Source organism: Streptomyces camelliae, assembly GCF_027625935.1.
In the GTDB taxonomy this organism is placed as follows: Bacteria; Actinomycetota; Actinomycetes; order Streptomycetales; family Streptomycetaceae; genus Streptomyces; species Streptomyces camelliae.
The window spans coordinates 4347133-4368322 of record NZ_CP115300.1; the positions used below are offsets into that span (position 1 = coordinate 4347133).

General features: G+C 68.9%; 27 protein-coding genes. 11 read left to right on the forward strand and 16 right to left on the reverse strand.

The window, feature by feature from the left end; translation table 11 throughout:
• The first annotated feature begins 120 nt into the window (after nt 1-120).
• The 3 genes from O1G22_RS19745 to O1G22_RS19755 are packed head-to-tail and all read left to right on the forward strand — an operon-like array spanning nt 121 to nt 3554.
• Nucleotides 121-1239: a glycosyltransferase family 4 protein gene (locus tag O1G22_RS19745; RefSeq protein ID WP_270082545.1), complete on the forward strand. Its 1119-nt coding sequence runs from the start codon at nt 121-123 to the stop codon at nt 1237-1239.
• Entirely contained in the window at nt 1236-2303 is a 1068-nt protein-coding gene (locus tag O1G22_RS19750) for a GNAT family N-acetyltransferase (RefSeq protein ID WP_270082546.1), read from the forward strand. The genes O1G22_RS19745 and O1G22_RS19750 overlap by 4 nt, the downstream gene beginning before the upstream one ends.
• A gap of 27 nt (nt 2304-2330) precedes the next feature.
• Nucleotides 2331-3554: a hypothetical protein gene (locus O1G22_RS19755; RefSeq protein ID WP_270082547.1), complete on the forward strand. Its 1224-nt coding sequence runs from the start codon at nt 2331-2333 to the stop codon at nt 3552-3554.
• A gap of 28 nt (nt 3555-3582) precedes the next feature.
• On the opposite strand, the gene O1G22_RS19760 is transcribed toward O1G22_RS19755, so the two are convergent.
• The 3 genes from O1G22_RS19760 to O1G22_RS19770 all read right to left on the reverse strand — a co-directional run bounded on the left by O1G22_RS19760 (nt 3583) and on the right by O1G22_RS19770 (nt 7686).
• A complete protein-coding gene (locus O1G22_RS19760) occupies nt 3583-4968 on the reverse strand; it encodes a UDP-glucose dehydrogenase family protein (protein WP_270082548.1) in 1386 nt (461 codons plus the stop codon).
• A 14-nt stretch (nt 4969-4982) separates the two neighbouring features.
• Nucleotides 4983-5963, reverse strand: coding sequence for a UDP-glucuronic acid decarboxylase family protein (locus O1G22_RS19765; RefSeq protein ID WP_270082549.1), 981 nt, complete (start codon nt 5961-5963; stop codon nt 4983-4985).
• Between the two features lie 262 nt (nt 5964-6225).
• Nucleotides 6226-7686: a sugar transferase gene (locus O1G22_RS19770; protein ID WP_428986498.1), complete on the reverse strand. Its 1461-nt coding sequence runs from the start codon at nt 7684-7686 to the stop codon at nt 6226-6228.
• A 458-nt stretch (nt 7687-8144) separates the two neighbouring features.
• On the opposite strand from O1G22_RS19770, the gene O1G22_RS19775 reads away from it, so the two are divergent.
• From O1G22_RS19775 to O1G22_RS19785, 3 genes are all read left to right on the forward strand, one after another.
• Complete coding sequence (locus tag O1G22_RS19775; RefSeq protein WP_270082551.1) at nt 8145-9296, forward strand: glycosyltransferase family 4 protein; 1152 nt, start codon at nt 8145-8147, stop codon at nt 9294-9296.
• A gap of 150 nt (nt 9297-9446) precedes the next feature.
• Nucleotides 9447-10520, forward strand: a complete 1074-nt coding sequence (locus O1G22_RS19780) for an NAD-dependent epimerase/dehydratase family protein (RefSeq protein ID WP_270082552.1) — start codon at nt 9447-9449, stop codon at nt 10518-10520.
• Nucleotides 10517-11311 (forward strand): WecB/TagA/CpsF family glycosyltransferase, encoded by a 795-nt coding sequence (locus tag O1G22_RS19785; protein WP_270082553.1) that lies wholly within the window; start codon nt 10517-10519, stop codon nt 11309-11311. The genes O1G22_RS19780 and O1G22_RS19785 overlap by 4 nt, the downstream gene beginning before the upstream one ends.
• Here the strand turns inward: O1G22_RS19785 and O1G22_RS19790 are convergent.
• A complete protein-coding gene (locus O1G22_RS19790) occupies nt 11292-11570 on the reverse strand; it encodes a hypothetical protein (RefSeq protein ID WP_270086467.1) in 279 nt (92 codons plus the stop codon). The two genes, O1G22_RS19785 and O1G22_RS19790, sit on opposite strands and share 20 nt — an antisense overlap.
• A 363-nt stretch (nt 11571-11933) precedes the next feature.
• On the opposite strand from O1G22_RS19790, the gene O1G22_RS19795 reads away from it, so the two are divergent.
• The gene (locus O1G22_RS19795; RefSeq protein WP_270082554.1) at nt 11934-12188 is read left to right on the forward strand and encodes a GntR family transcriptional regulator; all 255 of its coding nucleotides are present in this window, start codon (nt 11934-11936) and stop codon (nt 12186-12188) included.
• Between the two features lie 35 nt (nt 12189-12223).
• Here O1G22_RS19795 and O1G22_RS19800 read toward each other — a convergent pair whose 3' ends face one another.
• Nucleotides 12224-12547 carry an antibiotic biosynthesis monooxygenase family protein gene (locus O1G22_RS19800; RefSeq protein ID WP_067116176.1) on the reverse strand — a complete coding sequence of 108 codons (324 nt, stop codon included), beginning with the start codon at nt 12545-12547 and terminating at the stop codon, nt 12224-12226.
• Nucleotides 12548-12652: 105 nt separating this feature from the next.
• On the opposite strand from O1G22_RS19800, the gene O1G22_RS19805 reads away from it, so the two are divergent.
• Nucleotides 12653-13702, forward strand: a complete 1050-nt coding sequence (locus O1G22_RS19805) for a Yip1 family protein (RefSeq protein ID WP_270082555.1) — start codon at nt 12653-12655, stop codon at nt 13700-13702.
• Between the two features lie 4 nt (nt 13703-13706).
• Here O1G22_RS19805 and O1G22_RS19810 read toward each other — a convergent pair whose 3' ends face one another.
• On the reverse strand, nt 13707-14210 hold the full coding sequence (locus tag O1G22_RS19810) for a DUF2690 domain-containing protein (RefSeq protein ID WP_333492310.1): 504 nt from the start codon (nt 14208-14210) through the stop codon (nt 13707-13709).
• Nucleotides 14092-14361 (reverse strand): hypothetical protein, encoded by a 270-nt coding sequence (locus tag O1G22_RS19815; protein ID WP_270086701.1) that lies wholly within the window; start codon nt 14359-14361, stop codon nt 14092-14094. The genes O1G22_RS19810 and O1G22_RS19815 overlap by 119 nt, the downstream gene beginning before the upstream one ends.
• 102 nt (nt 14362-14463) lie before the next feature.
• On the opposite strand from O1G22_RS19815, the gene O1G22_RS19820 reads away from it, so the two are divergent.
• The 3 genes from O1G22_RS19820 to O1G22_RS19830 all read left to right on the forward strand — a co-directional run bounded on the left by O1G22_RS19820 (nt 14464) and on the right by O1G22_RS19830 (nt 17268).
• Nucleotides 14464-14877, forward strand: a complete 414-nt coding sequence (locus O1G22_RS19820) for a hypothetical protein (protein WP_270082556.1) — start codon at nt 14464-14466, stop codon at nt 14875-14877.
• Nucleotides 14874-15689, forward strand: a complete 816-nt coding sequence (locus tag O1G22_RS19825) for a hypothetical protein (RefSeq protein ID WP_270082557.1) — start codon at nt 14874-14876, stop codon at nt 15687-15689. The genes O1G22_RS19820 and O1G22_RS19825 overlap by 4 nt, the downstream gene beginning before the upstream one ends.
• A 145-nt stretch (nt 15690-15834) precedes the next feature.
• The gene (locus O1G22_RS19830; RefSeq protein WP_270082558.1) at nt 15835-17268 is read left to right on the forward strand and encodes a recombinase family protein; all 1434 of its coding nucleotides are present in this window, start codon (nt 15835-15837) and stop codon (nt 17266-17268) included.
• A gap of 142 nt (nt 17269-17410) precedes the next feature.
• On the opposite strand, the gene repSA is transcribed toward O1G22_RS19830, so the two are convergent.
• From repSA to O1G22_RS19875, 9 genes are all read right to left on the reverse strand, one after another.
• Complete coding sequence (repSA, locus tag O1G22_RS19835; protein WP_270082559.1) at nt 17411-18796, reverse strand: replication initiator protein RepSA; 1386 nt, start codon at nt 18794-18796, stop codon at nt 17411-17413.
• Complete coding sequence (locus O1G22_RS19840) at nt 18793-19005, reverse strand: hypothetical protein (RefSeq protein ID WP_270082560.1); 213 nt, start codon at nt 19003-19005, stop codon at nt 18793-18795. The genes repSA and O1G22_RS19840 overlap by 4 nt, the downstream gene beginning before the upstream one ends.
• A 5-nt stretch (nt 19006-19010) precedes the next feature.
• Nucleotides 19011-19193: a hypothetical protein gene (locus O1G22_RS19845; RefSeq protein ID WP_270082561.1), complete on the reverse strand. Its 183-nt coding sequence runs from the start codon at nt 19191-19193 to the stop codon at nt 19011-19013.
• A 94-nt stretch (nt 19194-19287) separates the two neighbouring features.
• Nucleotides 19288-19524, reverse strand: a complete 237-nt coding sequence (locus O1G22_RS19850) for a hypothetical protein (protein WP_270082562.1) — start codon at nt 19522-19524, stop codon at nt 19288-19290.
• A gap of 1 nt (nt 19525) precedes the next feature.
• A complete protein-coding gene (locus O1G22_RS19855; protein ID WP_270082563.1) occupies nt 19526-19837 on the reverse strand; it encodes a SpdD protein in 312 nt (103 codons plus the stop codon).
• A 23-nt stretch (nt 19838-19860) separates the two neighbouring features.
• Nucleotides 19861-20016 (reverse strand): hypothetical protein, encoded by a 156-nt coding sequence (locus O1G22_RS19860; protein ID WP_270082564.1) that lies wholly within the window; start codon nt 20014-20016, stop codon nt 19861-19863.
• 14 nt (nt 20017-20030) lie between these two features.
• Nucleotides 20031-20219, reverse strand: coding sequence for a mobile element transfer protein (locus O1G22_RS19865; protein ID WP_270082565.1), 189 nt, complete (start codon nt 20217-20219; stop codon nt 20031-20033).
• 19 nt (nt 20220-20238) lie between these two features.
• Complete coding sequence (locus tag O1G22_RS19870) at nt 20239-20910, reverse strand: DUF2637 domain-containing protein (RefSeq protein WP_270082566.1); 672 nt, start codon at nt 20908-20910, stop codon at nt 20239-20241.
• Between the two features lie 45 nt (nt 20911-20955).
• Entirely contained in the window at nt 20956-21126 is a 171-nt protein-coding gene (locus O1G22_RS19875) for a hypothetical protein (RefSeq protein WP_270082567.1), read from the reverse strand.
• Nucleotides 21127-21190: the final 64 nt, after the last annotated feature.

A 21190-nucleotide genomic window follows, 5' to 3' on the forward strand; every position in this document is an offset into this window, starting at 1 on the left:
CCGACTCCATCGCCGGGTCTTTGACATGCCCTTCACCAGGTTTATGGCAATTTATCCAGCATGGAAAGAAAGTCCCGGTCGACACGCCACCCCGCGCACTGCCCGCAGGTGGTTCTCGTCGTGCCATTCCTTTCGGAGTTCCGGCGCTCCTTCTATCGCCGCCTGGAAGGGGACCTGAAGGAGCGTGGAATCCAGCTCGTGATCGCCTACGGAGAGCCGTACAGCAGCGATCAAAGCGCGCGCCGGGATGTGATCCACACCGAGGGAGCGTTGCGAGTGAGGCAGTGGAGCGCGTGGGTGGCGGGCCGGCCTCTGGTCTACAAGAGTCTCGGCTCGCTCGCCCGCACGGCGGACGTCCTGGTCGTCGACCAGTCACTGCGGAACATGGAGCTGTATCCCCAGCTCATGCGGCAGTGGACGGGCCGCGGGCCGGCCGTCGCGATGTGGGATCACGGCCGTACGTACACCCGGCCGCAGTCGGCACTGGAACAGTCCGTCAAGTACGCCCTCACCCGGCGTGCCCGCTGGTTCTTCTCCTACACCGCCGGCGGAGCGCAGGCGGTGACCGCGCACGGATTCCCCCGGCAGCGGGTGACAGTGGTCCAGAACGCCATCGACACCAAGGCCCTGGACGAGGCCTACCGAGACGTGACTCCCAGTCAGATCACGGAGCTGCGACAGCGGTACGGCCTGACGGCCGGCCGCACCGGTCTGTTCATCGGAGCCCTCAGCGCCACCAAACGCATCTCCTTCCTCGTCGAAGCCGCCGAGAACATCGCCGGGCACCTGCCCGGATTCAGACTGCTGGTCGCCGGAACCGGCGAGGAGCGGACGGCCATCGAGGCCGCGGCGGCCCGGACATCCGTCGTCGTGCCCGTCGGCCAGGCGTTCGGCGAACACAAGGCGCTGCTGGGCGCCGTGTCAGACGTCATGCTGATGCCCGGCCTCGTGGGGCTGTGCGCGGTCGACTCGTTCGTCCTGGAGACACCCATCGTCACGACCGACTGGCCCTGGCACGCCCCGGAGTTCGAGTACCTCGAACACGGCCGCAACGCCGTCGTCGCTCCGGACGACCCGCGACAGTACGCCGCTTCCGTGGCAGAACTGCTCGGCAGCCCGGAACGGCTCGACGCCATCCGTCAGGAGTGCCGCAAGGACGCCCGGCAGTACACCGTCGAGGAGATGAGCAGGCGGTTCACCGACGGACTCGTCCGCCTCCTCCAGGACCGCCGCCGATGACCCCGGCCACAGGTGTACGCGCCGCTGCCACCGCCGGCTTCGAGGTCCACCGTGCCCCGAGCGGTCTGGCCCCGCTGGAGGACGGCTGGCGCGACCTGGTCGCGGGCGTCCCGGGCTCCTCGTACTTCGTCACGCCGGACTGGGTGCTCGGCTCGTGGGAGGCCATGGACACGGGCGACACGGCCGAGGTCGCGGTATGGACCGGCCCCGGCGGGCGCGTAGAGGCGGTCGTCCCCGTGGTAAGCGTCCGGCAGCGCTTGCATCCCCGGCTCCCGCTCCCGGTGACCTGCTGGACCATGCTCGGGGCGGGATCCGACGCGGCGGACCACGGGCTCTTCCCCGCCATGCCGCATCGTCACGACGAAGTCCGCGACTATCTCCGCGAGCGCACCGGTCGTGGCACCCTGTGGCTCCCCGCGATGGACCCGGAGGCGGGCGCCGGGCTGCTGCCCGCCGGAACCCGCAGGATCGCCAGGTCGACGTGTCCGCGCCTCGCGATCGGTCCGGGCATCGGCGTCGGTTCCCGAAGCTTCCGGCAGCTCATGGCACGGCGTCGGCGACAGCTCGCCTCCGCCGGCGTCTCCTTCCGCTGGGTGCCCCCGCAGGAGATGACCGCCGAGGTGATCGACACGGTGATGAGGCTCCACCAGGCACGGCAGCAGGTGAAGGGCACCACGACGTCCTTCGGGCCCGGTCGGCGCGGCTTCCACCTGCGGCTCCAGGAGCGCGCCGCTCCCGGGCGCGGGCCCGCCGCCCTGCTGGCCGAGCGCGACGGCAGTGCCGTAGGTGTCGTCTACGGGTTCCTGTGGGAGAAGACGTTCGCCTATTACAACGGCGGCTGGGACGCGACGTACGCGCGGATGAGTCTCGGCACCGTCCTCCTGCACCAGACCATTGCCACGGTGGCCGAGGCAGGTGTCGAGACCTTCGACTTCCTGCGCGGTGACGAGGAATACAAGTACCGGTCGTTCGGCGCGCAGGACCGCCACGACGAACAGTGGCTCAGGTCCCGCAGCCTGACGGCGCTGCTCGCGGGCACGGTCCTGCGACTGCACCATCGGTAATCGACCGCCTCACGTTGCGAGTTCCGTATGAAATTCCCACTACGGAGTAGCATCGCCACCGTCGCGATTATTCTTCTCTTCATCGGATATAAGGCTGAAGATATCGACGGCTGGTATTTCGGCAACGACAACTATCGCTATACACGCATGAGTCTGCAGATCCTCGGGATGTCCCGTAAGGAGGCACAGCTCGAATCCCGTGACATCTTCTGCCGCCAGCAGATCAGCCGGGGCAGCAGCAGGTGCGCGGAGTGGACGCCGCAAGGTCTGCGTCCTGACCATCCCCGTTACGAGTGGATCTTCGAGACCCGCCCCGGATATCCGCTTCTGGCGGCCCCCTTCATCGCCGCGTTCGGCGTTCTCGAAGGGCAGTGGATTCTGGGATTGCTGCTCGCGGCCGCAGGAAGTCTGCTCACCTTCCGCCTGCTGCGCCGTGCAGGGCTGGGCCGCTGTGTGTCCGCCTTCGGACAGGCCGTCTTCCTCTTCGGCGGGCTCGGCTACTGGGCAACCCAGCCGGGATACGAAGGGCTGATCGCCGTGTGCGCGCTGGGATGCGTCTCCGGCGCGCTCCGGATCCTGCAGGGTCACACCCGTACGGGCCTCGTCCGGTTGCTGCCCGGGCTCGCGGTCATGGCACTGACCTTGTGCTCCTCGGCGCTGGCGCTGTCCGTCCTCCTGACGGCGACGGCACTCGTCCACCGGTACGCCACCCGGAAGAGCGGCACCGGGCAGCGTGCCTCGCTGCTCCTCGCCGGGGTGGCGGCGGGAGTGGCGGCGGTGCTGGGCACGGTGATCGCGCTGCTCGGCCTGCCCGGCATCGAATCGACCATGCAGGATCGGCTCACACACCATTTCGCCCGTCCCGACGTGGCCGACCCGGTCGCCGGAATGCTCAAGGTCGAGGCGGAGTACTGGCCCCTGTGGGTCCAGCAGTACGGCGCGTTCGTCCCGGTGTTGGCGATCTCGTGCTGGATGCTGTGGCGCAGAAGGCCCACTCTCGCCGTGCCGGCCTGTGCGATCGCCTGCACCGGGCTCTGCGCGGCGGTCGCCATGCCGAAGATCGCGGAACTCGACCGCATCTGGGTGCTGATGTGGATGCCTGTGGTCCTGGGTCTGCCGTTTCTCGCCGAGGCCCTGCGGAGTCGGATCTGCGCACACCACGGACCGGCTCTGCGGTCCTTGACCCGGCCCCGGCGGACGGGAGCAGGATCCGAGACCCATCGGCGTCGGTCTCGGATCCCACGTGCGTGAACGCCTCGGCCTTGTGATCCGCGGCGGCTCAGCTCAGCTCGGCGGAGTCCACAGTGAACGCGTGGTCGGCCACGGTCTGCTGGCTCGGCAGGACGGGCTGTGCCGGTCGGCCGAGCGCCCGCAGGGTCCATCCGGCAGACCGCCACAGCGACGCGTCGAGGGCGTTGCGCGCGTCGAGGATCTTCCGTGCGGGTGTGACGACGGCGAGCGCACCCGGGTCGATCCGGCGGTAGTCACTCCACTCGGTCAGATGCAGCACGAGATCGGCGCCCAGGCATGCCTTGTCCACGTCAGGGACGTAGTCGAGCTTCGGCAGAACGGCCCGGGCGTTGTCCATTCCCTCCGGGTCGTGGACTGCTACCTCCGCACCCTCGCGGTGAATCGCGGCCGCCACGGCCAGCGCGGGTGAGTCGCGGACATCGTCCGTGTCGGGCTTGAACGTGGCGCCGAGGACGGCGATGCGTCGGGCGGCCAGTGTTCCGCCCAGCATGTCCCGGGCGATGTCGACCGTACGCCGTCGCTGCCGTGCGTTGATCTCGTCGATCTCGCGAAGAAACGACACTGCGCTGCCGACGCCCAGTTCGTCGGCGCGAGCCGTGAACGCCCGGATGTCCTTGGGCAGGCAGCCGCCGCCGAAGCCGAGGCCCGCGGAGAGGAAGCGGCGGCCGATGCGAGGGTCGTAACCGAGCGCCTCGGACAGTGACATCACATCGGCGCCTGTGGCGTCACAGACCTCGGCCATCGCGTTGATGAACGAGATCTTCGTGGCCAGGAACGAGTTCGCCGCGACCTTCACCAGCTCGGCCGTCGCCGGGTCCGTGCTGATGTAGGGCACGCCGGCCCGCACCAGGGGTGCGTACACCTCGCGCAGGATCCGGTCAGCCCGCTGCGACAGGACGCCGGCCACCAGCCGGTCCGGGCGGAGCGTGTCCTGGACGGCGAAGCCCTCCCGGAGGAACTCCGGATTCCAGGCGACCTCGACGTCCGTGCCCTCCGGGGCCTGCTCCCGGACGCGCATGGCGAGCCGGGCCGTCGTTCCCGCGGGCACGGTGGACTTGCCCACGATCAGGCAGCGGCGTCGTAGCTGGGGTGCCAGCCCGTCGATGACCGCGTCGACCGCCCGCAGGTCGGCGGCAGGCGAGTCCCGGCACTGCGGAGTGCTCACACAGATGAAGTGCACATCGCCGAATTCGGCCGCCTCTTCGAGGGACGTGGTGAAATGCAGCCTCCCCGACCCGACGGCCTTGCCGAGTACTTCCTGCAGACCTGGCTCGAAGAAGGGAACCCTTGCCTCACTGAGGGCCGCGATCTTCTCGGCGTCGATGTCGACGCCGAGTACCTCGTGCCCGATGTCGGCCATGCATGCGGCATGCACGGCGCCAAGGTATCCCGTTCCGATGACAGTCAGTCGCATCTTGCTCACCTCATTCAGTGGCGGTTCGGATATCCCGTGCCGGAGACGGCTTCGGCGACGTCGTCGCGCAGCCGGTTCCTGAACCACTCCACGGTCCGGCGCATACCGTCCGCGACCGGTACTTCCGGGTGCCAGCCAAGCCGTTCTTGAGCACGGGTGATGACCGGGCAGCGGCGGACGGGGTCGTCCGTGGGGAGCGGGTGGTGCTGGATCTCTGAATGCGAACCTGTGATGTCGAGGACGAGCTCGGCGAGGTCCGCCACGGTCCACTCCTCCGGGTTCCCGAGATTGACCGGCCCGGTCTCGGACGACCCCAGCATCGCGACCAGACCGCGGACCAGATCGCTCACGTAACACAGGCTGCGCGTCTGCTTTCCGTCGCCGTAGACGGTCAACGGCTCACCGCTGAGGGCCTGAGTGATGAAGCTGGAAACGACCCTGCCGTCGCGCGGGCGCATGTGCGGACCGTAGGTGTTGAAGATCCGGACGATCCCCACGTCGATACCCAGGGAGCGCCGGTAGGCCAGAGTGACGGCTTCCGCGTACCGCTTCGCCTCGTCGTACACGCTGCGCGGTCCCACCGGATTGACGTTGCCCCAGTACTCCTCGTCCTGAGGGTGGACCGCCGGATCGCCGTAGACCTCACTCGTCGAGGCGAGCACGAATCGGGCGTTGTTGCGCCGGGCCAGTTCGAGGGCGTTCTCGGTGCCCCGGCTTCCGGCGGCGAGGGTCTGGAGGGGCATCCGCAGATAGTCCGGCGGTGATGCGGGGCTTGCGAGATGGGCGACGGCGTCGACCGGTCCGTGGACGTCCACGGCGACGCTCATGTCGGCTCGGAGGATTTCGAAGGCGGGGAATTTCCGCAAGTGTGCGACGTTCTCCGGCCGACCGGTGCTGAAGTTGTCCAGGCAGACAACGGCATCACCGCGGCGCAGCAATGCTTCACACAGGTGTGACCCCAGAAACCCGGCACCACCACTCACGACAATGCGCATGGCTTGTCTCCATGTATGCAGGGAGGGAAGGGGATGTACTCTCCCAAAACCATCGGAAAGAATATGAGTGGATGTCCGCTTCGCCTTATGGGCGCAACTGAAGCTGTGCACTGTTTGGCGGGCATCCGGAAGGAGCGGGGCACCCGGCGACACCACAACAGACCTGCTGCCGTGGGGATGTGCTCTGGACGCCTGGTCATTGCTGGGTGCCGATCTGGTCACACTTACGTGTGAATGGCACCCTCGCGCGTCGCACACGTGGTCAGTAAGCGCCGCTGCCCTCGACGACGGCTCGCAGCGTCCGGCACAGGATGCTGAAGTCGACGGAAGGGGACCAATTGTCGACGTACCGCAGGTCCAGGGCGACGGTCTCGTCCCAGGAGAGGTCGGAACGCCCGCTCACCTGCCACAGACCGGTCAGCCCCGGCTTGACGCTCAGCCTGCGCAGCTCCACCTCGTTGTACTTCGCCACCTCGTCGGGCAGCGGCGGACGCGGACCGACCAGGGACATCTGCCCCTGCAGCACGTTGAACAGCTGGGGGAGCTCGTCCACTGAGAAACGGCGCAGCACCCGGCCCACGCGCGTGATCCGGGGATCATGCCGGATCTTGAACATCAGTCCGTCGTGCTCATTGGTCCCGGCCAGCTGGTTCTTCAACTGGGGCGCGTTGGCGACCATGGTGCGGAACTTCACCAGGCGGAAGTGGCGGCCGCCCTGCCCGACGCGGATCTGGTGGTGCAGGATCGGGCCGGGAGAATCCAGCCGTACAGCGATCGCCAACGCGGCGAACACCGGGGCGAGCAGCACGAGAAGCAGCGCGGCACCCACATGGTCCATCACTGCCTTCAGCAACAGCGCGACGCCACGGCGCACGGGCGGGGCCACCCTCAGCATCGTCAGACCAGCCACGGACGAGACCTCCACCCTGTGCTGCGCCACCTCGGTCAGACCGGGCACGACGACCAGTGGACGCCCGTCCTCGTGCACGGCCCAGGACAGCTGCCGGAGGCGATCACCGACCATGTCAGGACCGGGGATGACGACGACGATGTCGACGTCCAGCCTTCGTGCCGCCGACAGCACCGGCCTGGCGTCACCCAGCAGCCTCGCCGGAGCCCGCTGGTCCAGCCGTGCGGCGACCGGGACCGCCGGATCGGGGGTGGCCTCGCCGATCGGGCACGCAGCGACCACCACGAACTCATGGTCGGTACGGCGGGCGAGGCAGCTCACCAGGCCGTCGACAGCGGCGGCCTCGCCAACCACCAGAGCCCGGCTGACTGCTCGTCCGTCTCGCCGTCGAGCCGTCAGGTGACGAGACATCAGACCTTGGCAGACCACAGTCGCCGGCAGGCACGCGACCAGACCGAGCAGTGTGAGACGCAAGGGAAAAGCCTCGCCGATCGTCGCTTTCACCGCGGTGAGCAGCACGATAAGAATCAGCCAGTCCCGCAGGACCGCGTCGGTCTTGTCGCTCTCACCCAGCTTGCGCCACGCATATCTCGTACGCGAGAACCGTACGAGCACCCAGGCTACGGCCACCACCACCGCGTATGACCGGGCGTGTGGCGCAGCGCCCAGGCGGAAGGCCATGTACACCGACACGGCCGCCCCCACCGCGTCGACAGCCACCGTGGTCGGCAGATACCAGGCGGGCTTGCTGTGCCGTCTTCGTCTGGTACGAGTCGGTTCCCGCTCGGGCTGCGCCTGCGTGCGCCCCGGCATCGGTACATAGGGCAGGTCTCCCTGAACAGTCACGGCTATTTCTCCTGACCGGCATCCAGGCTCACTTCGGGGTCCGAGCGCCTGTACACGCGACGTAACCGATGCTGGTAACGCCAGGACCCGAGCATCACTACGCGGGCGGCTACGGACTTCACCGAGTGTGTGCGACGGTTGAGCGTCGGTCGGGTGGCGACGCTCGTGCCCGAAGAACTCTCACCCGATGAGCAGGCACGGAGGAAATCCGCACCGGATTCCGCCGACTCGTCATGCGCGCACCCTCAGCGCAAGAGGTGCCGGTTCCGTGTCACTCGGCCAGAAGCGTGGTCTTGTCCGCGCCACGCTCCGCAAAGAGTCGGCGCGAGCGACGGTTGAGCGACTTTTTCTCTCACCAGGAACGATCAGCGAACGACGGCTGGGGCTGTGTCCGCCCCGACGGCGACTACCGAAGGCACACCGTCATGAAGATCGCGGTGATTCACAGCTTCTACACCTCTCGACAGCCCAGCGGCGAGAACGTGGCCGTGCGCGACCAGGTGCGAGCGTTGCGTGCGGCCGGCCACGACGTGGAGCTGTTCGCCGCACACACCGATGAGCTGGCCGAGAACCCCCTCTACACACTGCGAGCCGCAGCGCGCGTGGCGTCGGGCAGGGGTCATAGTCCCCTCGCTCGACTGCGCGCCTACGCCCCCGACGTCGTGCACGTCCACAACCTCTTCCCCAACTTCGGCCGTTCCTGGGTACCGAAGTGGGACGGCCCGCTGGTGGCGACCTTGCACAACTACCGCCCGCTCTGTGCCGGGACAAACCTCTACCGCTCAGGCGCAGTGTGCACACGCTGCCCCGACGGCGAGAGGTGGGCGGGCCTGCGGCACGGCTGCTACCGCAATTCCCGGGCCGCCACGCTTCCCTTGGCGTGGGCCGGACGGAACGGCCCGACGCGGGACCCACTGCTGGCCCGCGCGGACCGGCTCGTCGTGCTCTCCCGACTGAGCGAACGGACGTATCGGCAAGCCGGTCTGCCTGTCGAACGCCTGATGCTCGTACCCAACTTCGTCGACGCGCCACAATCTGACGAAGCCGAGCCCGATGACACTGGGCGCTGGCTTGTCGCCGCTCGCCTCACAGCCGAAAAGGGCGTCCTGGAACTGCTGCGGCAGTGGCCGGCACATGAGTCGTTGGACGTCATCGGCGACGGCGAGCTCCTCGCCGCCTGCCGGGCGGCCGCTCCCTCCTCGGTTCGGTTCCTCGGCAGCCTCGACCGGGCCGAATTGCGCCGCCGGATGCCTTCCTGGCGCGGCCTGGTCTTCCCCAGCCGCTGTTACGAAGGTGCGCCTTGTCTGGAGGTCGAGGCACTCGCGGCCGGTCTTCCAATCCTGGCGTTCGAGGGCTCGTCGGTGGCCGAGTCGGTGCACGCGCTCGGGACCGGTCTGGTCACTCGATGGAACGAGCCCTTGGCCCCGGTCCTGACGGAAGCAGCCACGCGCTTCCCGTCGCTTCGCGTCCACTGCCGTCGGGTGTACACCGGCCACTTCACGGAACAGGCGTGGACCACCCGGATCACCAGAACCTACGAAGAGGCCACCCATGTCGCCGTGAGCCGCACCCCGTAACTCCGGTCGCCGCGCTCCAGAGCATTACTGCACCTGATGCACAGCTCGACGCGACACATGAACGAAACCAGCACATTCGCGAACAGTCGGTGTAAATCCTTGTAGTTCGCGACCGTCGAAGCGAGTAAGTCCCTGTCAGGAGGAGACGACATGAGTGTCGCAGTGGTGACCGGTTCGGCCGGTCTGATCGGGTCGGAAGCCGTGCGGCACTTCGCGCGCCTCGGACTCGACGTCGTCGGCATCGACAACGACATGCGCGCGCGATTCTTCGGAAGGGAGGCATCGACCTCGTGGAATGCAGAACGGCTGTCCGCCGACCTCGGCAGCGCCTACGCGCACCACGACGTCGACATCCGCGACCGCGACGCACTGGCGTCCGTGTTCCGGAAGTACGGCCGGGACATCGCCGTCGTCATCCACACCGCGGCACAGCCGTCCCACGACTGGGCGGCACGCGATCCGTACATGGACTTCGACATCAACGCCGGAGGAACGCTCAACGTCCTGCAGAACGTCCGCGAGCACTGCATCGACGCCCCGCTGATCCACTGCTCCACCAACAAGGTCTACGGCGACCACCCCAACTCCCTGCCGATGGTGGAGGAGGAGACACGCTGGGAGATCGCCCCCGGTCACCGCTACGCCGCCGGCATCACCGAGGACATGTCCATCGACACCTGCCTGCACTCGGTGTTCGGCGCCTCGAAAGTGGCTGCGGACATCATGGTCCAGGAGTACGGCCGCTACTTCGGGCTCAGGACGGCATGCTTCCGCGGCGGCACGCTCACCGGCCCCGGCCACTCGGCCACGGAACTGCACGGCTTCCTCGCGTACGTGATGCGCTGCGCCATGGAACGGCGCACGTACAAACTCATCGGGTACAAGGGGAAGCAGGTGCGGGACGCCATCCACAGTCATGACGTGGTCAGCGCGTTCGAGGCGTTCTTCCGCAACCCCCGCAGCGGCGAGGTGTACAACCTGGGCGGCGGCCGGCACTCCAACGCCTCCAATCTCGAAGCGATCGCACTGGCCGAGAAGATCTCGGGCAACGAGATGCACGTCGAGCATGTCGACACGCCCCGAACCGGCGACCACATCTGGTGGATCAGTTCCAACGCGCGCTTCGAGGAGCACTACCCGGAGTGGCAGTTGACGTACGACGTGCCCCTGATCCTGAACGAGATCTACGAAGCCAACGCGGACAGGTGGCTCCCAGCCCGGTGAAGAGGAACGTTCTCGGCGTCCTCGTCGACGCCACAACCCATGCCCAGGCACTGGACGCAGTGCTCACCGCGGCCCGGGAGCGCCGCCCGTTCGCGGTCACCGCACTGGCCGTCCACGGGGTGATGACGGGCGTACTGGACCAGGAGCACGGCGCCCGCCTCAATTCCTTCGACCTGGTGACGCCGGACGGACAGCCCGTGCGCTGGGCACTGAACCTGCTGCACGGTGCGGGCCTCACCGAGCCGGTGTGCGGCCCGGACCTGACCCTGCACGTCCTGCGGGCAGCCGCCGACGAGGGGCTCCCGGTGTATCTGTACGGCTCGACACAGCAGACGCTCGACCTGCTGATGCTGAACCTGCAGAACAGCCTGCCTGCCCTGAAGATCGCCGGTCACGAGCCCTCAAAGTTCCGCATGGCCCGCCCCGGTGAGGACGAGGAGATCGCCACTCGGATCACCGATTCCGGGGCGCGCATCGTGCTCGTCGGACTCGGCTGCCCGCGCCAGGAGACCTTCGTGCACGCCATGCGGCCGCTCCTGCGGATGCCCCAGCTCGCCGTCGGCGCCGCATTCGACTTCCACGCGGGGAACCTACGCCGCCCGCCGATGTGGATGCGCAAGGCCGGTCTGGAGTGGCTGTGGCGGCTGGGTTCGGAACCGCGCCGGTTGTGGCGGCGCTACCTCCTTCTCAACCCGTACTACCTCGCACTTCTCGCCGCGCAGTGGACCCGGCTGCGGCCGACGCCCCCGCTGTCCCCCGCCAAGGGCAGGCCTACGACCTTTCCCGTGTGAGCCGTCGGCCCCGGCTCTCCGCGACGCGCAGGGCGTCGTCGAGGGCCTGGGTCAAACACTCGGCGAGGAATCGGAGTTCACCGGGCGGAGTGTCAGGCAGGATCTCGCGGGCGTGGGCGAGCAGGTGGCCGCCCATGCCGAGCTGTACGGACTCCGTCGCGTCGGCCAGCCGGGAGAGCGGCCCGTCGTGGTCGTCGGTGACCAGGTAGCAGGGCTTGCCCTCGGAGCCGGTCCAGGGCAGCAGACGGGGCGCCTCCATCACGCTGCCTCCGCGTACGGCCCTGACGGCGGTGGCGTCGAGGGGTGTGTCGAGGCCGTAGGGGCTCCGATGACGGGGCAGGGACAGCGACAGGGGCTGAACCGGCCGGGGTTCGATGTACGGGAGGCGTTCCTGTACGGCCGGGGAGAGCAGGCGGCTCCCCCACGCGGCAAGACGGCGGATAAGGTCGATCACGTCATCAGCTCCACTCAAGTTCGGCTGGTGGCCACGCCCCCGGACGGCTCCACCCGTCGCGGGGGTCTTTCGTAGCCCTACCGTAGCGGAGGGAATCTAGGCATGCTAGGGATTACAGGGATTCCCTGTATCGCACGGATGTACAGGCATGCGGATGATGGTGCGGTGATGGAATTCGCTCCCGACATCCCCCGCTGGCGCCAGGTCGCCGAGATCGTCCGGCGCCGGATCGCAGACGGCACGTACGCTCCGCGCACCAGGGTGCCGTCCGTCGTGCAGCTGACGTCGGAGTTCGGAATCGCCAACGCGACGGCCCACAAGGTGCTCCGGGCCCTGCGCGAAGAAGGGCTGACCTACACGGAACCCGGCCTCGGCTCCTTCGTAGCGAAGCGCCCCGCCGAAGAACCCGAACAGCCCGCATAAGGCCGTCCGACGACGGGGCGTCGCGCACGGCAGCGTTACGCCCCCTTGGGCCCTGCCTGCTGCACCACCTCGAAGGACCACAGCGTGGAGCCGCTCGCCGCCGGCTTCGGCCGCTCACCCTCCGCGCCGCCCTGGTGCGCGGACTTCATCGGCCCCTCCATCCAGGCCTGGAACGACTCCTCGTCGCGCCAGCGCGTGTAGACGAGGTAGGTGTCGGTGCCCTCGACGGGACGCAGCAGCTCGAACCACTCGAAGCCGTCGGAGTTCTCCACCGCGTGGGCCCGGGAGGCGAACCGCTTCTCCAGCACCTCCCGCTGCTCGGCGGGGACGGTCAGCACGTTGATCTTCACTACGCTCATGACACCATCCTGACCCAGCCCGCCCCCTCCGGCCCGGCCAGGGGTGCCCCAGGTACGCCAAACCCTGGAAACCCCCGGGTCCGTCCCCTGACGACCCCTTAGGGGATGTCACAGGTCGGCCGCAAACCGGGGCCCGGACGCCCGGGCCCGGCACACCGCTCTTCGGGACCGGGTACGTTCGATGACGTGGCTGGATTCAGGAACGGACGCGGGGGCCGGGACAACCGCACCCCGCAGGGACAGCAGGCGCCGCACGGGCCGTCGTACGGAGCGGGACAGCCCGGGGGACCGTCGTACGGGCGGCCGGGACCGGGCCCGTCGTACGGCTACCCGTCGGCGCCGAGGCCGCCGCACCCACAGCAGGGGGCGCCGCATCCGCAGCAGTCGTACGCCCCGCAGGGGCAGTCGTACGGCTACCCGGGCGCGAGTGAGGACGGCCCGGAGTACTTCGGCGACGGCGGCTACGCGGGCGCCGGACACGGCGCGCCGGCGGACCGGTACGCGGCCGACAACCCGGGCCACACCCAGGCGTTCTCCATCGACGAGGCCGCCGGCTACACCCAGGGCGCGACCTACCAGGCCGGCACGGCCGCCGCACCCGCGGCCCCGCTCGGCCCGCCGCTGCACTGGAAGGAACTGCTGAAGGGGATCGTCCTCTCCCCGAACCAGACGTTCCTGCGCATGCGGGACTACACGATGTGGGCCCCGGCGCTCATCACCACGTTCCTCTACGGCCTGCTCGCCGTCTTCGGCTTCGACGCCGCCCGCAAGGACGCGATCCACTCCGCGTTCTCCACCACGGTGCCGATCGTGCTGATCACGGCGGTCGTGATGGTGCTGGGCCTGTTCGTCCTGGGCGTGGTCACCCACACCCTGGCCCGCCAGCTCGGCGGCGACGGCGCCTGGCAGCCGACGGTCGGCCTGTCCATGCTGATCACGGCCCTCACGGACGCGCCGCGCCTGGTCGTCGCCATGTTCGCCGGCGGCGACGCCGGCTTCGTCCAGCTCCTCGGCTGGGCCACCTGGATCGGCGCGGGCGCCCTGCTGACCCTGATGGTCGCCCGCTCCCACGACCTGCCCTGGGTGAAGGCGCTGGGCGCGTCGTCGATCCAGCTGATCGCGCTGCTGTCGATAGTGAAGCTGGGCACGTTCTAGGTCCTCAGCCTGTACTCCCGGTCGGGGCCGGTGTCGCGGAGGTCAGATCCGTGGCGCCGGCCCCGACCGTCATCACATGGCCCCGGGCGACTTCGCGCTTGACCGGGTTGACGGCCACGGCCGCCGCCTGGGCGGTGAAGTCCGGCCGAGCCGGCGCCGACAGCATCGCCTTGTAGTTGGTGTGACCGGTGTCGACCTTCGCGATCAGCCGCCGCGTCGGTGAGGTCCGGATCTCCACCGTGTCGCCGGCCTCGGCGCCCGTGAGCTTGCCCCACACCGTGTGGCAGGTCCTGCTGTAACGGATCTCCAGGTGCATGGTCCCTGCCCACCCGTCCTTGATCGTGGACGTGTCGGCCCGGTCGCATCCGGTGATCTTGGGGTCGAGCCCGTCACATCCGGCCCCGGAACAACCGGGCGTGGCCGACGCGGTCCCGGCCCCGGCTGTCCGTACGGCGGTCGGCCGCTGTCCTCCCGTACCGCCCGCCAGCGTCGCCACCACCGATCGCACTGGTCAGCAGCGCGGAGATCACGGTCCCGGCGACGGTGACGAGAAGCGACCCGACAAGGGTCTCGGGCCCGTGTCTGCGGAGCCAGGCGCCGAACCGGGCACCGGGCCCGGGCAGGGGCCCCTCCCCACCGCCGGCGGAGTCGGTGGACACCCTCACAACGCCATCACCCTTCCCCCAAGTCTCTTAGGTCTGACGGGTGTTGGTGCCATAAGATGACGCCCCTGCCGAGCATCGGAGCAAGAAGGAGGGGTTGTGGAAGCCGAATTGGTGGCACTCGCGTCCACCGCGGGCACAGCAGTGGTAACGGCTCTCACCACTGATCTGTGGGAACGGGCCCAGGCCTCGGTCGGCGCGCTGTGGCGCCGCGCGTACCCGGAGCGGGCCGCCACGGTGGAGGCAGAGCTCACCGAGACCCGCACCCTGCTGCTGGCCGACGCCCAGGACGACCTCACCGAGGTCTCGGCGGAGGAATGGCGTCTGCGCTTCCGACGACTGCTCGCCGCCCACCCCGACCTCGCGGAGGAACTACGCCGCGTCCTGGCTGAAGATCTGGCTCCGGCGCTGTCGGCCCAGCCGCAGGGCAACTCCACGGTCTTCAACGCGACGGCGACCGGTAACGGCCGCGTCTACCAGTCGGCCGGGAATCAGACGATCAACGAGCGATGACGGATCAGCCCCCTCAGCGGCCGGAGAAGCCCACCGGGCAGTCCTTCACGGCGACTCCGGCGGACAGCGCACGCACGTACCAGACCGCCCGCGACCAGACGATCAACGAACACAACGAGCACCACCACCACTACGCCCCGCGGACCTCCCTGCGGACGGGTGTGGCCTGGTCGGTGGCCGGAGCGGTGATCGTGGCCATGGGCGCCTTCGTGGGCGTCGACCTGTGGGACCGGCACACGGCAGCGCACACGGACTCGGACGCGGCCGTGGCGGGCGACACGACGACGACACGAACGCCGCCGTCACCGAGCCCCTCGCTCACGCCGTCACCGAGCACGACTCCTACGGCGTCCGGGACGGAACCGGCGGCACCGGCAGCGTCCACGCCGGCGGTGTCCGCCTCCGGCGCGCTCCCCAATCCGGCTCACAGGTGCAGCGCGTTGAAGCCCACGTACGTCCCGAACGTGCAGGCCAAGTCCTGCGTCCGGATCGCCGACGGCCGCCTGTACATGAACGCCGAGTGGCGCGCCACCTCGGGCCATGCGCTGGTGGACGTCTACCTCTGGCTCGAAGACGGGACGAGCACGCAGGTGGTGTATCCGGCCACGGGTGTGCCGAGGGAGGCAGCCGGTCAAGAGGCCTGGCCGACACCGCGGACCGAACGGCAGTGGACCGAGTTCGCGGTCGACAAGGATCTGGTGCAGGGCGTGAAGTACAACGTCAGCGTGTCGGTGTGGCCTGAGGGCAGCGGACCACCCAACATCGGCAGCCCCAAGGTCACCGGCACCCAGCAGTGGATCATCTACTCCTGATCCTCTTCCGGGCGCCTACGTGCTCCTAGGCGTCGAGAACCTGTCCGGCCCGCTGCACGACGGGCGGCTCGACGCTCCAGGCTGACTTGACTAAATGACGGTAGTAGTCTGGGCCCCTGCTCCGGCGGCAGGGGGAGGTCCGAACGTGGCACGCAAGGTGGGGATCTACACCCGCATCTCACGGGATGACGAAGGCGAAGCGCTCGGTGTCGCCCGCCAGCAGCAGGACTGCGAGCGTCTGGCGGATCTCCGGTCGTGGCAGGCCGTGAAGATCTACGAGGACAACGACGTCTCCGCGTTCAAGCGCAACGTCGTACGCGAAGAGTTCGAGCTGATGCTGACCGACCTCCGCGCCGGTCTGATCGACGGCATCGTGGCGTACGACCTTGACCGGCTCGCTCGACAGCCACGCGACCTTGAGCGCCTGATCGAGATCTACGACGAGCGCCCGCGCCTGAAGTTCGCCACAGTCACGAACGACATCAACATCGGAACGCCTGACGGCCGCACGATGGCCCGCATTATGGTCGCGTTCGCCAACAAGTCCTCTCACGACGCCTCGCGCCGGATCAGGCGCAAGCACCTGGAGCTGGCCCAGCAGGGCAAGGACGGCGGCGGCCCGGCACCGTACGGGTGGCAGAGGGACGACCGCACCAAGGTGGACCGGAAGGCCGCCGAGGCCATCCGTGAAGCGCAGAAAGAGATCCTGGCCGGCGTACGCATCGGGACCATCCGCACGAGGTGGCAGGAGCAGGGCTTGGGCAACCCCCGCGAGGGAACCAAGCGCATGGCTCACCACCACGTCGAGCACATCCTGACGAGCCCGCGACTGGTCGGTTACCGGACCTACCACGGCGAGATTCTTTACGGCGAGGACGGCCAGCCCGTCATGGGCGACTGGGAGCCGATCAACACCCTTGAGGAGTGGGAGGCGGTTTGCGCGGCGGTCAAGGAGCGGAAGCAGAAGCGACCGGGTCAGTCGCTCGCGCGTAAGTACCTGCTCTCAGGGATCGCCCGCTGCGGCCTCTGCAAGACCAAGATCCGGGGTCAGGTAAACCACAAGTGGAAGCCAGGCTCGAACGCAGCGAGGTTCACCTATCAGTGCTCGGTGGTGAATGGAGGGTGCGGCAAGGTCGGACGCACCGGGGAGCCGGTTGACCGGCTGATCGCTCAGCTCGTACTCGAAGAACAACGGACACGGGTGTCGGTGACAGCAACGCCAGTTGACCAACGGTGGCCCAAAGAAGATGAGTTGGCACAGGTCCAGGAGGACATCAACCAGCTCGTACAGGCGGAGAAGTCGAAGCAGATCACCGTGGCCACCCTTCTACAGCTCCTGCCCAACAAGGAGCGGACGCGTGATGAGCTGAAGCTCGAACGGGCCCGCTTCTACAAGGAGCAGAAGCAGGCCGAAGCCAAAAACGACACAGCGAACCTGACGGTTGAAGAGTTCTTCGCCTTGCCAGTCGAGCGGCAGCAAGAAATCGCCCTGCACAGCCTGTCCGCCGTGCTCATCCACCCAGCCGGGCGAGGCCGACGCAAGTTCGACCCCAGTTTGATCGAGCCCGTCTGGCATTGACCGTCAGGCCTTGCCATGCAAAACGCGCGCACGGCGCACCCACTCCTCATCCCGCTCAGGGGCCCGGCGAAGGTGCATGCGAAGCCACTCCTCAATAGTCATTACCTCGCGCTTCGGCGCATCCTTCCGGGACTTCGGCTGTTCAGTGTTCCTGCTCATCAAGTGCACCTCCTGCCAGTTCTTCGCGGGCGATCTCGCGGTTGTGCTGGATGTCGCGGCGGATATTGGCGGCGAGCCAGGACTCCCCCGGGGTGTGGCCGTGACCGGCATAGGCCCAGTGCGCGAGGGTGAACGTGGTGGTCTCGTCGTCGGGGTCGGGCAGGCCGAGGGCGGCGCGTTGCTGGGCGGCGCGGTAGTCGGCGCGGGTCTGGCGGAGGGCGCCGAGGGTGGTGGAGTAGCGGCGGGACTTGGTGGAGAAGTGGCCGCGGAAGCCGAGCATGTGGGCCCAGTCCCGGAGCTTGCGGTCGGGGTAGAGGGCGTGGAGGTCGAGGCAGGCGGTGATGAGTCGGGCGGGGTGGTCGGGTACGCCGAGCAGCGCGAGGGCCTCTTTGTTGCCGATGCGGCGGTCGACGGTGCCGGTGGTTTCGGCGGCTTTGGTGGCGTACTTGGCGACGTAGGAGGCGACGGCCTGTTCGGTGATCTCTTCGCCGTTGCCGAAGGCTCCGATGGGCTGTACGTCGAGCTGTGTGCCCCATCGCAGGGTGCGGGCTGGCTGGTCTCCGGCCGGGTCGATGTCGACGGCGACGCGGGCGGCTGCGGCGTGGATGGCGTCGGTGAGGAGGTCGAGGGTGGCCCAGGCCGGGGGTGGGCTGTCGGGTCCGTCGGGGCCGTCGAAGCGGATCACGGCATGGAAGTGGACGGCTCCGCGTTTCTGGTACTCGGCGACCTTGCCGAAGGAGACGCGGGATTGTGCGTGGGCGTCCTTCTGGGTGAGTCCGGCGCGGCGGGCGATCTCGCGGCGCAGGTAGATCGTGAAGTAGCGCCACAGGTCGGAGGCGTGGTTGTTCCACAACACGGCGCCCGCGTAGTCGTACGTTTCGGGGTCGAGGGGAGTGCCGAGTTCGGGCGCGTCCTCGGGGTGGCGGGTGCCGCAGCGGCAGGGCCGGTTGCCGGGCCGGTTGTGGACCGGGCCGAACGAGGGGGCGGTGAGGGTGGCGAAGACGCGGGGGTGATCGCGGATGGTGTGCGGGGTGCCCTTGTCGGGGTCGCCGACGAGGCCGGCGCGGATGAGGTGGTAGGTGTCGCCGGCGTAGGTCCAGGCGCACGACGGACAGCGCGAGGCACGGCGGTTGCCGCAGGCGACGCGAAGCCGGCCGCCGGGTTCATCAGCCGTCGAGTAGGCGTGCAGCACCTGCCCCGTGACGCGGTCTCGGGTGACAGTTGAGCCCATGAGGTGGATCGGGTCGGAGCAGCCGCCGGTGCGGCGGAGTTGTTCCTGGAGGCGGTCGAAGCCGGTGGACCCGGCCAGCCTCAGCACGTCGGCGAGGGTGGTCGGGTCCAGGCCCGCCATGGTGGCGGTGTCGGTCACTGGCGACCGCCTCGGTGGGCGGGGCCGTGGTTGGCGGTGTAGTCCTCGACCAGGGCCTTGACGTTGTCGTCGCCGTTGGCGTGGTCCTCCGCGCCGCAGCCGCCGCACACGTAGTCGCCCTGCGAGCTGGTGTAGCGGGTGCCGCCGCGGACGCGCAGGCCGGGCTTTTCCTCGGTCGGGTACAGGTCGCTGGGGGGTTTGCGGAACACGCCGGTCACCTCCTGGCCTGGGCGAGGGCGGAGGCGGGGATCGTGTGGCCGGTGCCCTTGCAGGCCCGGCAGGTGACGGTGAGGGTGGCGCGGGTGCCGTCGGTGTTGCGGGTGCCGGTGGTGATGGCGACGGTGGCGAAGCCGTCGCAGTCGCGGCAGACAGGCGTGTTCAGGCCGTGCTGGGGCATGATGGGGCTTCCCTTTCGGGTCCGTTGGATCTGGAAGTGGTTGCAGGCGTCCGGGGCGGCGGTTCTTTGGCGAGAGAGCCGCCCCGGGGGCCGTTCAGCGGCGGCGGTTGCGTCCGCGCGGGATGGGCGGGATGGAGTCGTAGGACTCCTGGCCGGCGCGGAAGTCGCTCAGGTCGGTCACGTCCTTGTCGTTGCCGACCTGCCGCATGATCCGGTTCATGGCCTTGGTGTCCCGGTGACGGCGGGCGATGGCGTATTCGCGGCCGAGTTCGACCATCTCCTCATTGCGGGCGGGTTCCGGGGTGCTGTTCTTGCGGCTGAAGATGCCCATGTCAGTGACCCTTCTGGTTGTTGAGGAGCGAGCGGAGGACGACGGCGGTCACGGCGACGGAGACGCCGGTGATGGCGACCGCCAGCAGCAGCGAGACCAGGACCGCGCCGACGACGAGGACCACGGCGGTGCCGCCGCCGACGAGGGCGAGCGCGGTGCCGGGGGTGAGCTGAATGGTCGGCCGGTTCGAGGCCGGGGCCGCGCGGGCGACCGGGGCCGGGGCCGGCACGACGGGCGCCTGGACGGCGGTCTCGTGCTGGACCGGCGCCGGGGGCGGGGCGGTGTCCGGGGTCGGGTACTTCGGGGTGAACACGGCGTGTGTCCCTTCGGATCGGGTTAGTTGACGAGGGAGCCGACGACGGGCCCGAGAACGCTGTGCGCGAGGAGGTAGCCGCCGAGGAGGAGCAGGATCACGAGCCACCACGGCGGGCGGACGTGCTTGACGCCGAGGTAGCCGAGGCCGATCACGGCGAGCCAGAGCGGAACGTTCATGACGAGCTGTCCTCCTAGGCCTTGCAGCGGTGGGTGCGGGCGGCGAGTTCGGCGGCGGAGCGGTCGGGGTAGTCGGCGGAGAAGCCGCAGCCGGGGGCAGTGCAGGCGGCGGTGTGCTTGTCGCGGCCACGGCCGTCGAAGTACGTGGCGACCTGGACGGGGCCGATACGGATCACGTCGCGGAAGCGGCGGTGTACAGCCACGGGTGAACCTCCTTTGGGATCAGGCGAGTTGGAGTTGGTCGGTGATGGCGCGGGTCATGTCCTCGGGCAGACCGAGGCGGGCGGAGAGCACGTCGGCGGGCATCGGGGAGCCGGTGGAGGCCCGGTGTGCTTCGGCGAGCTTGCGGGCGTGATCCAGCAGGGCCACCGGGACGACCAGGGCAGGAGCCGCAGGCTTCACGGGAGCCGGTTCCGGCGCGGGAGCCAGTTCCGGAGCAGGCGCCGGGGCGGGTTCATCGGCGCGGTGGATCTCGACGTCCGGCATGGCCGGTTCCTCGACTACCGGCTCAGCAGGAGCCGAGGCCGGGGTGGCGGGCGAGTGGACGAGCAGGGTGCCGCCGAGGAAGGCCAGGGCGGGCCAGCCTGCGACGAGGATCCGCAGCCAGGACGGCACTTGGTGCAGGTCGAGGAGTCCGGCGGTGGCGATGTTGGCGCCGAGCGAGGCGCTCAGGGCGATGACGAACCAGGTCCAGGCCGAGCGGTCGCGTCGGGCGTTGCGCAGTCGGCGCCAGGCGGCGACAAGGAGCAGGTCGACGGAGACCGGGTAGGCCCAGGCCTTCCACCCGGACTGACCGGCCGCATCGGCCAGGTCGTGCAGGTGGGCGAAGGACAGCGCACCGGCGATCACGGCCTGGATGAGGACGGCGTCCGGGCGGAGGGGCGAGCGGGGCATGAAAGACACCTCCCTTCACGGGAGTCGGGCCCAGGACGGGCGGGGTCAGTCGGGGTTCTGGCCGGAGCCGAGGCAGTTCAGGCAGAGACCGGTCTGTTTGCCGACGGTGTGGCGCTTGCGGCCGACGCGGACGGTGCGGGAGACCTCTCCGGTGCCCTTGCACACCGGGCACTGCCCGGACTCGGCGGCGGGAGGGGCGGTGTCGGGTGTTGCCACGGTGGAACCGCCTTCCGGTTTTCGGCATGGACGGGGTAGGGACCTGGCGCGAGGGCGGTCGCGC

Excerpts from the sequence above, each read along its gene's own strand:
- O1G22_RS19750 (WP_270082546.1), top strand. The coding sequence starts at position 1,236 with ATGACCCCGGCCACAGGTGTACGCGCCGCTGCCACCGCCGGCTTCGAG.
- O1G22_RS19755 (WP_270082547.1), top strand. The coding sequence starts at position 2,331 with ATGAAATTCCCACTACGGAGTAGCATCGCCACCGTCGCGATTATTCTT.
- O1G22_RS19760 (WP_270082548.1), bottom strand. The coding sequence starts at position 4,968 with ATGCGACTGACTGTCATCGGAACGGGATACCTTGGCGCCGTGCATGCC.
- O1G22_RS19765 (WP_270082549.1), bottom strand. The coding sequence starts at position 5,963 with ATGCGCATTGTCGTGAGTGGTGGTGCCGGGTTTCTGGGGTCACACCTG.
- O1G22_RS19770 (WP_428986498.1), bottom strand. The coding sequence starts at position 7,686 with ATGCCGGGGCGCACGCAGGCGCAGCCCGAGCGGGAACCGACTCGTACC.
- O1G22_RS19775 (WP_270082551.1), top strand. The coding sequence starts at position 8,145 with ATGAAGATCGCGGTGATTCACAGCTTCTACACCTCTCGACAGCCCAGC.
- O1G22_RS19780 (WP_270082552.1), top strand. The coding sequence starts at position 9,447 with ATGAGTGTCGCAGTGGTGACCGGTTCGGCCGGTCTGATCGGGTCGGAA.
- O1G22_RS19790 (WP_270086467.1), bottom strand. The coding sequence starts at position 11,570 with ATGGAGGCGCCCCGTCTGCTGCCCTGGACCGGCTCCGAGGGCAAGCCC.
- O1G22_RS19795 (WP_270082554.1), top strand. The coding sequence starts at position 11,934 with ATGGAATTCGCTCCCGACATCCCCCGCTGGCGCCAGGTCGCCGAGATC.
- O1G22_RS19800 (WP_067116176.1), bottom strand. The coding sequence starts at position 12,547 with ATGAGCGTAGTGAAGATCAACGTGCTGACCGTCCCCGCCGAGCAGCGG.
- O1G22_RS19805 (WP_270082555.1), top strand. The coding sequence starts at position 12,653 with ATGTCACAGGTCGGCCGCAAACCGGGGCCCGGACGCCCGGGCCCGGCA.
- O1G22_RS19825 (WP_270082557.1), top strand. The coding sequence starts at position 14,874 with ATGACGGATCAGCCCCCTCAGCGGCCGGAGAAGCCCACCGGGCAGTCC.
- O1G22_RS19845 (WP_270082561.1), bottom strand. The coding sequence starts at position 19,193 with ATGCCCCAGCACGGCCTGAACACGCCTGTCTGCCGCGACTGCGACGGC.
- O1G22_RS19850 (WP_270082562.1), bottom strand. The coding sequence starts at position 19,524 with ATGGGCATCTTCAGCCGCAAGAACAGCACCCCGGAACCCGCCCGCAAT.
- O1G22_RS19860 (WP_270082564.1), bottom strand. The coding sequence starts at position 20,016 with ATGAACGTTCCGCTCTGGCTCGCCGTGATCGGCCTCGGCTACCTCGGC.
- O1G22_RS19870 (WP_270082566.1), bottom strand. The coding sequence starts at position 20,910 with ATGCCCCGCTCGCCCCTCCGCCCGGACGCCGTCCTCATCCAGGCCGTG.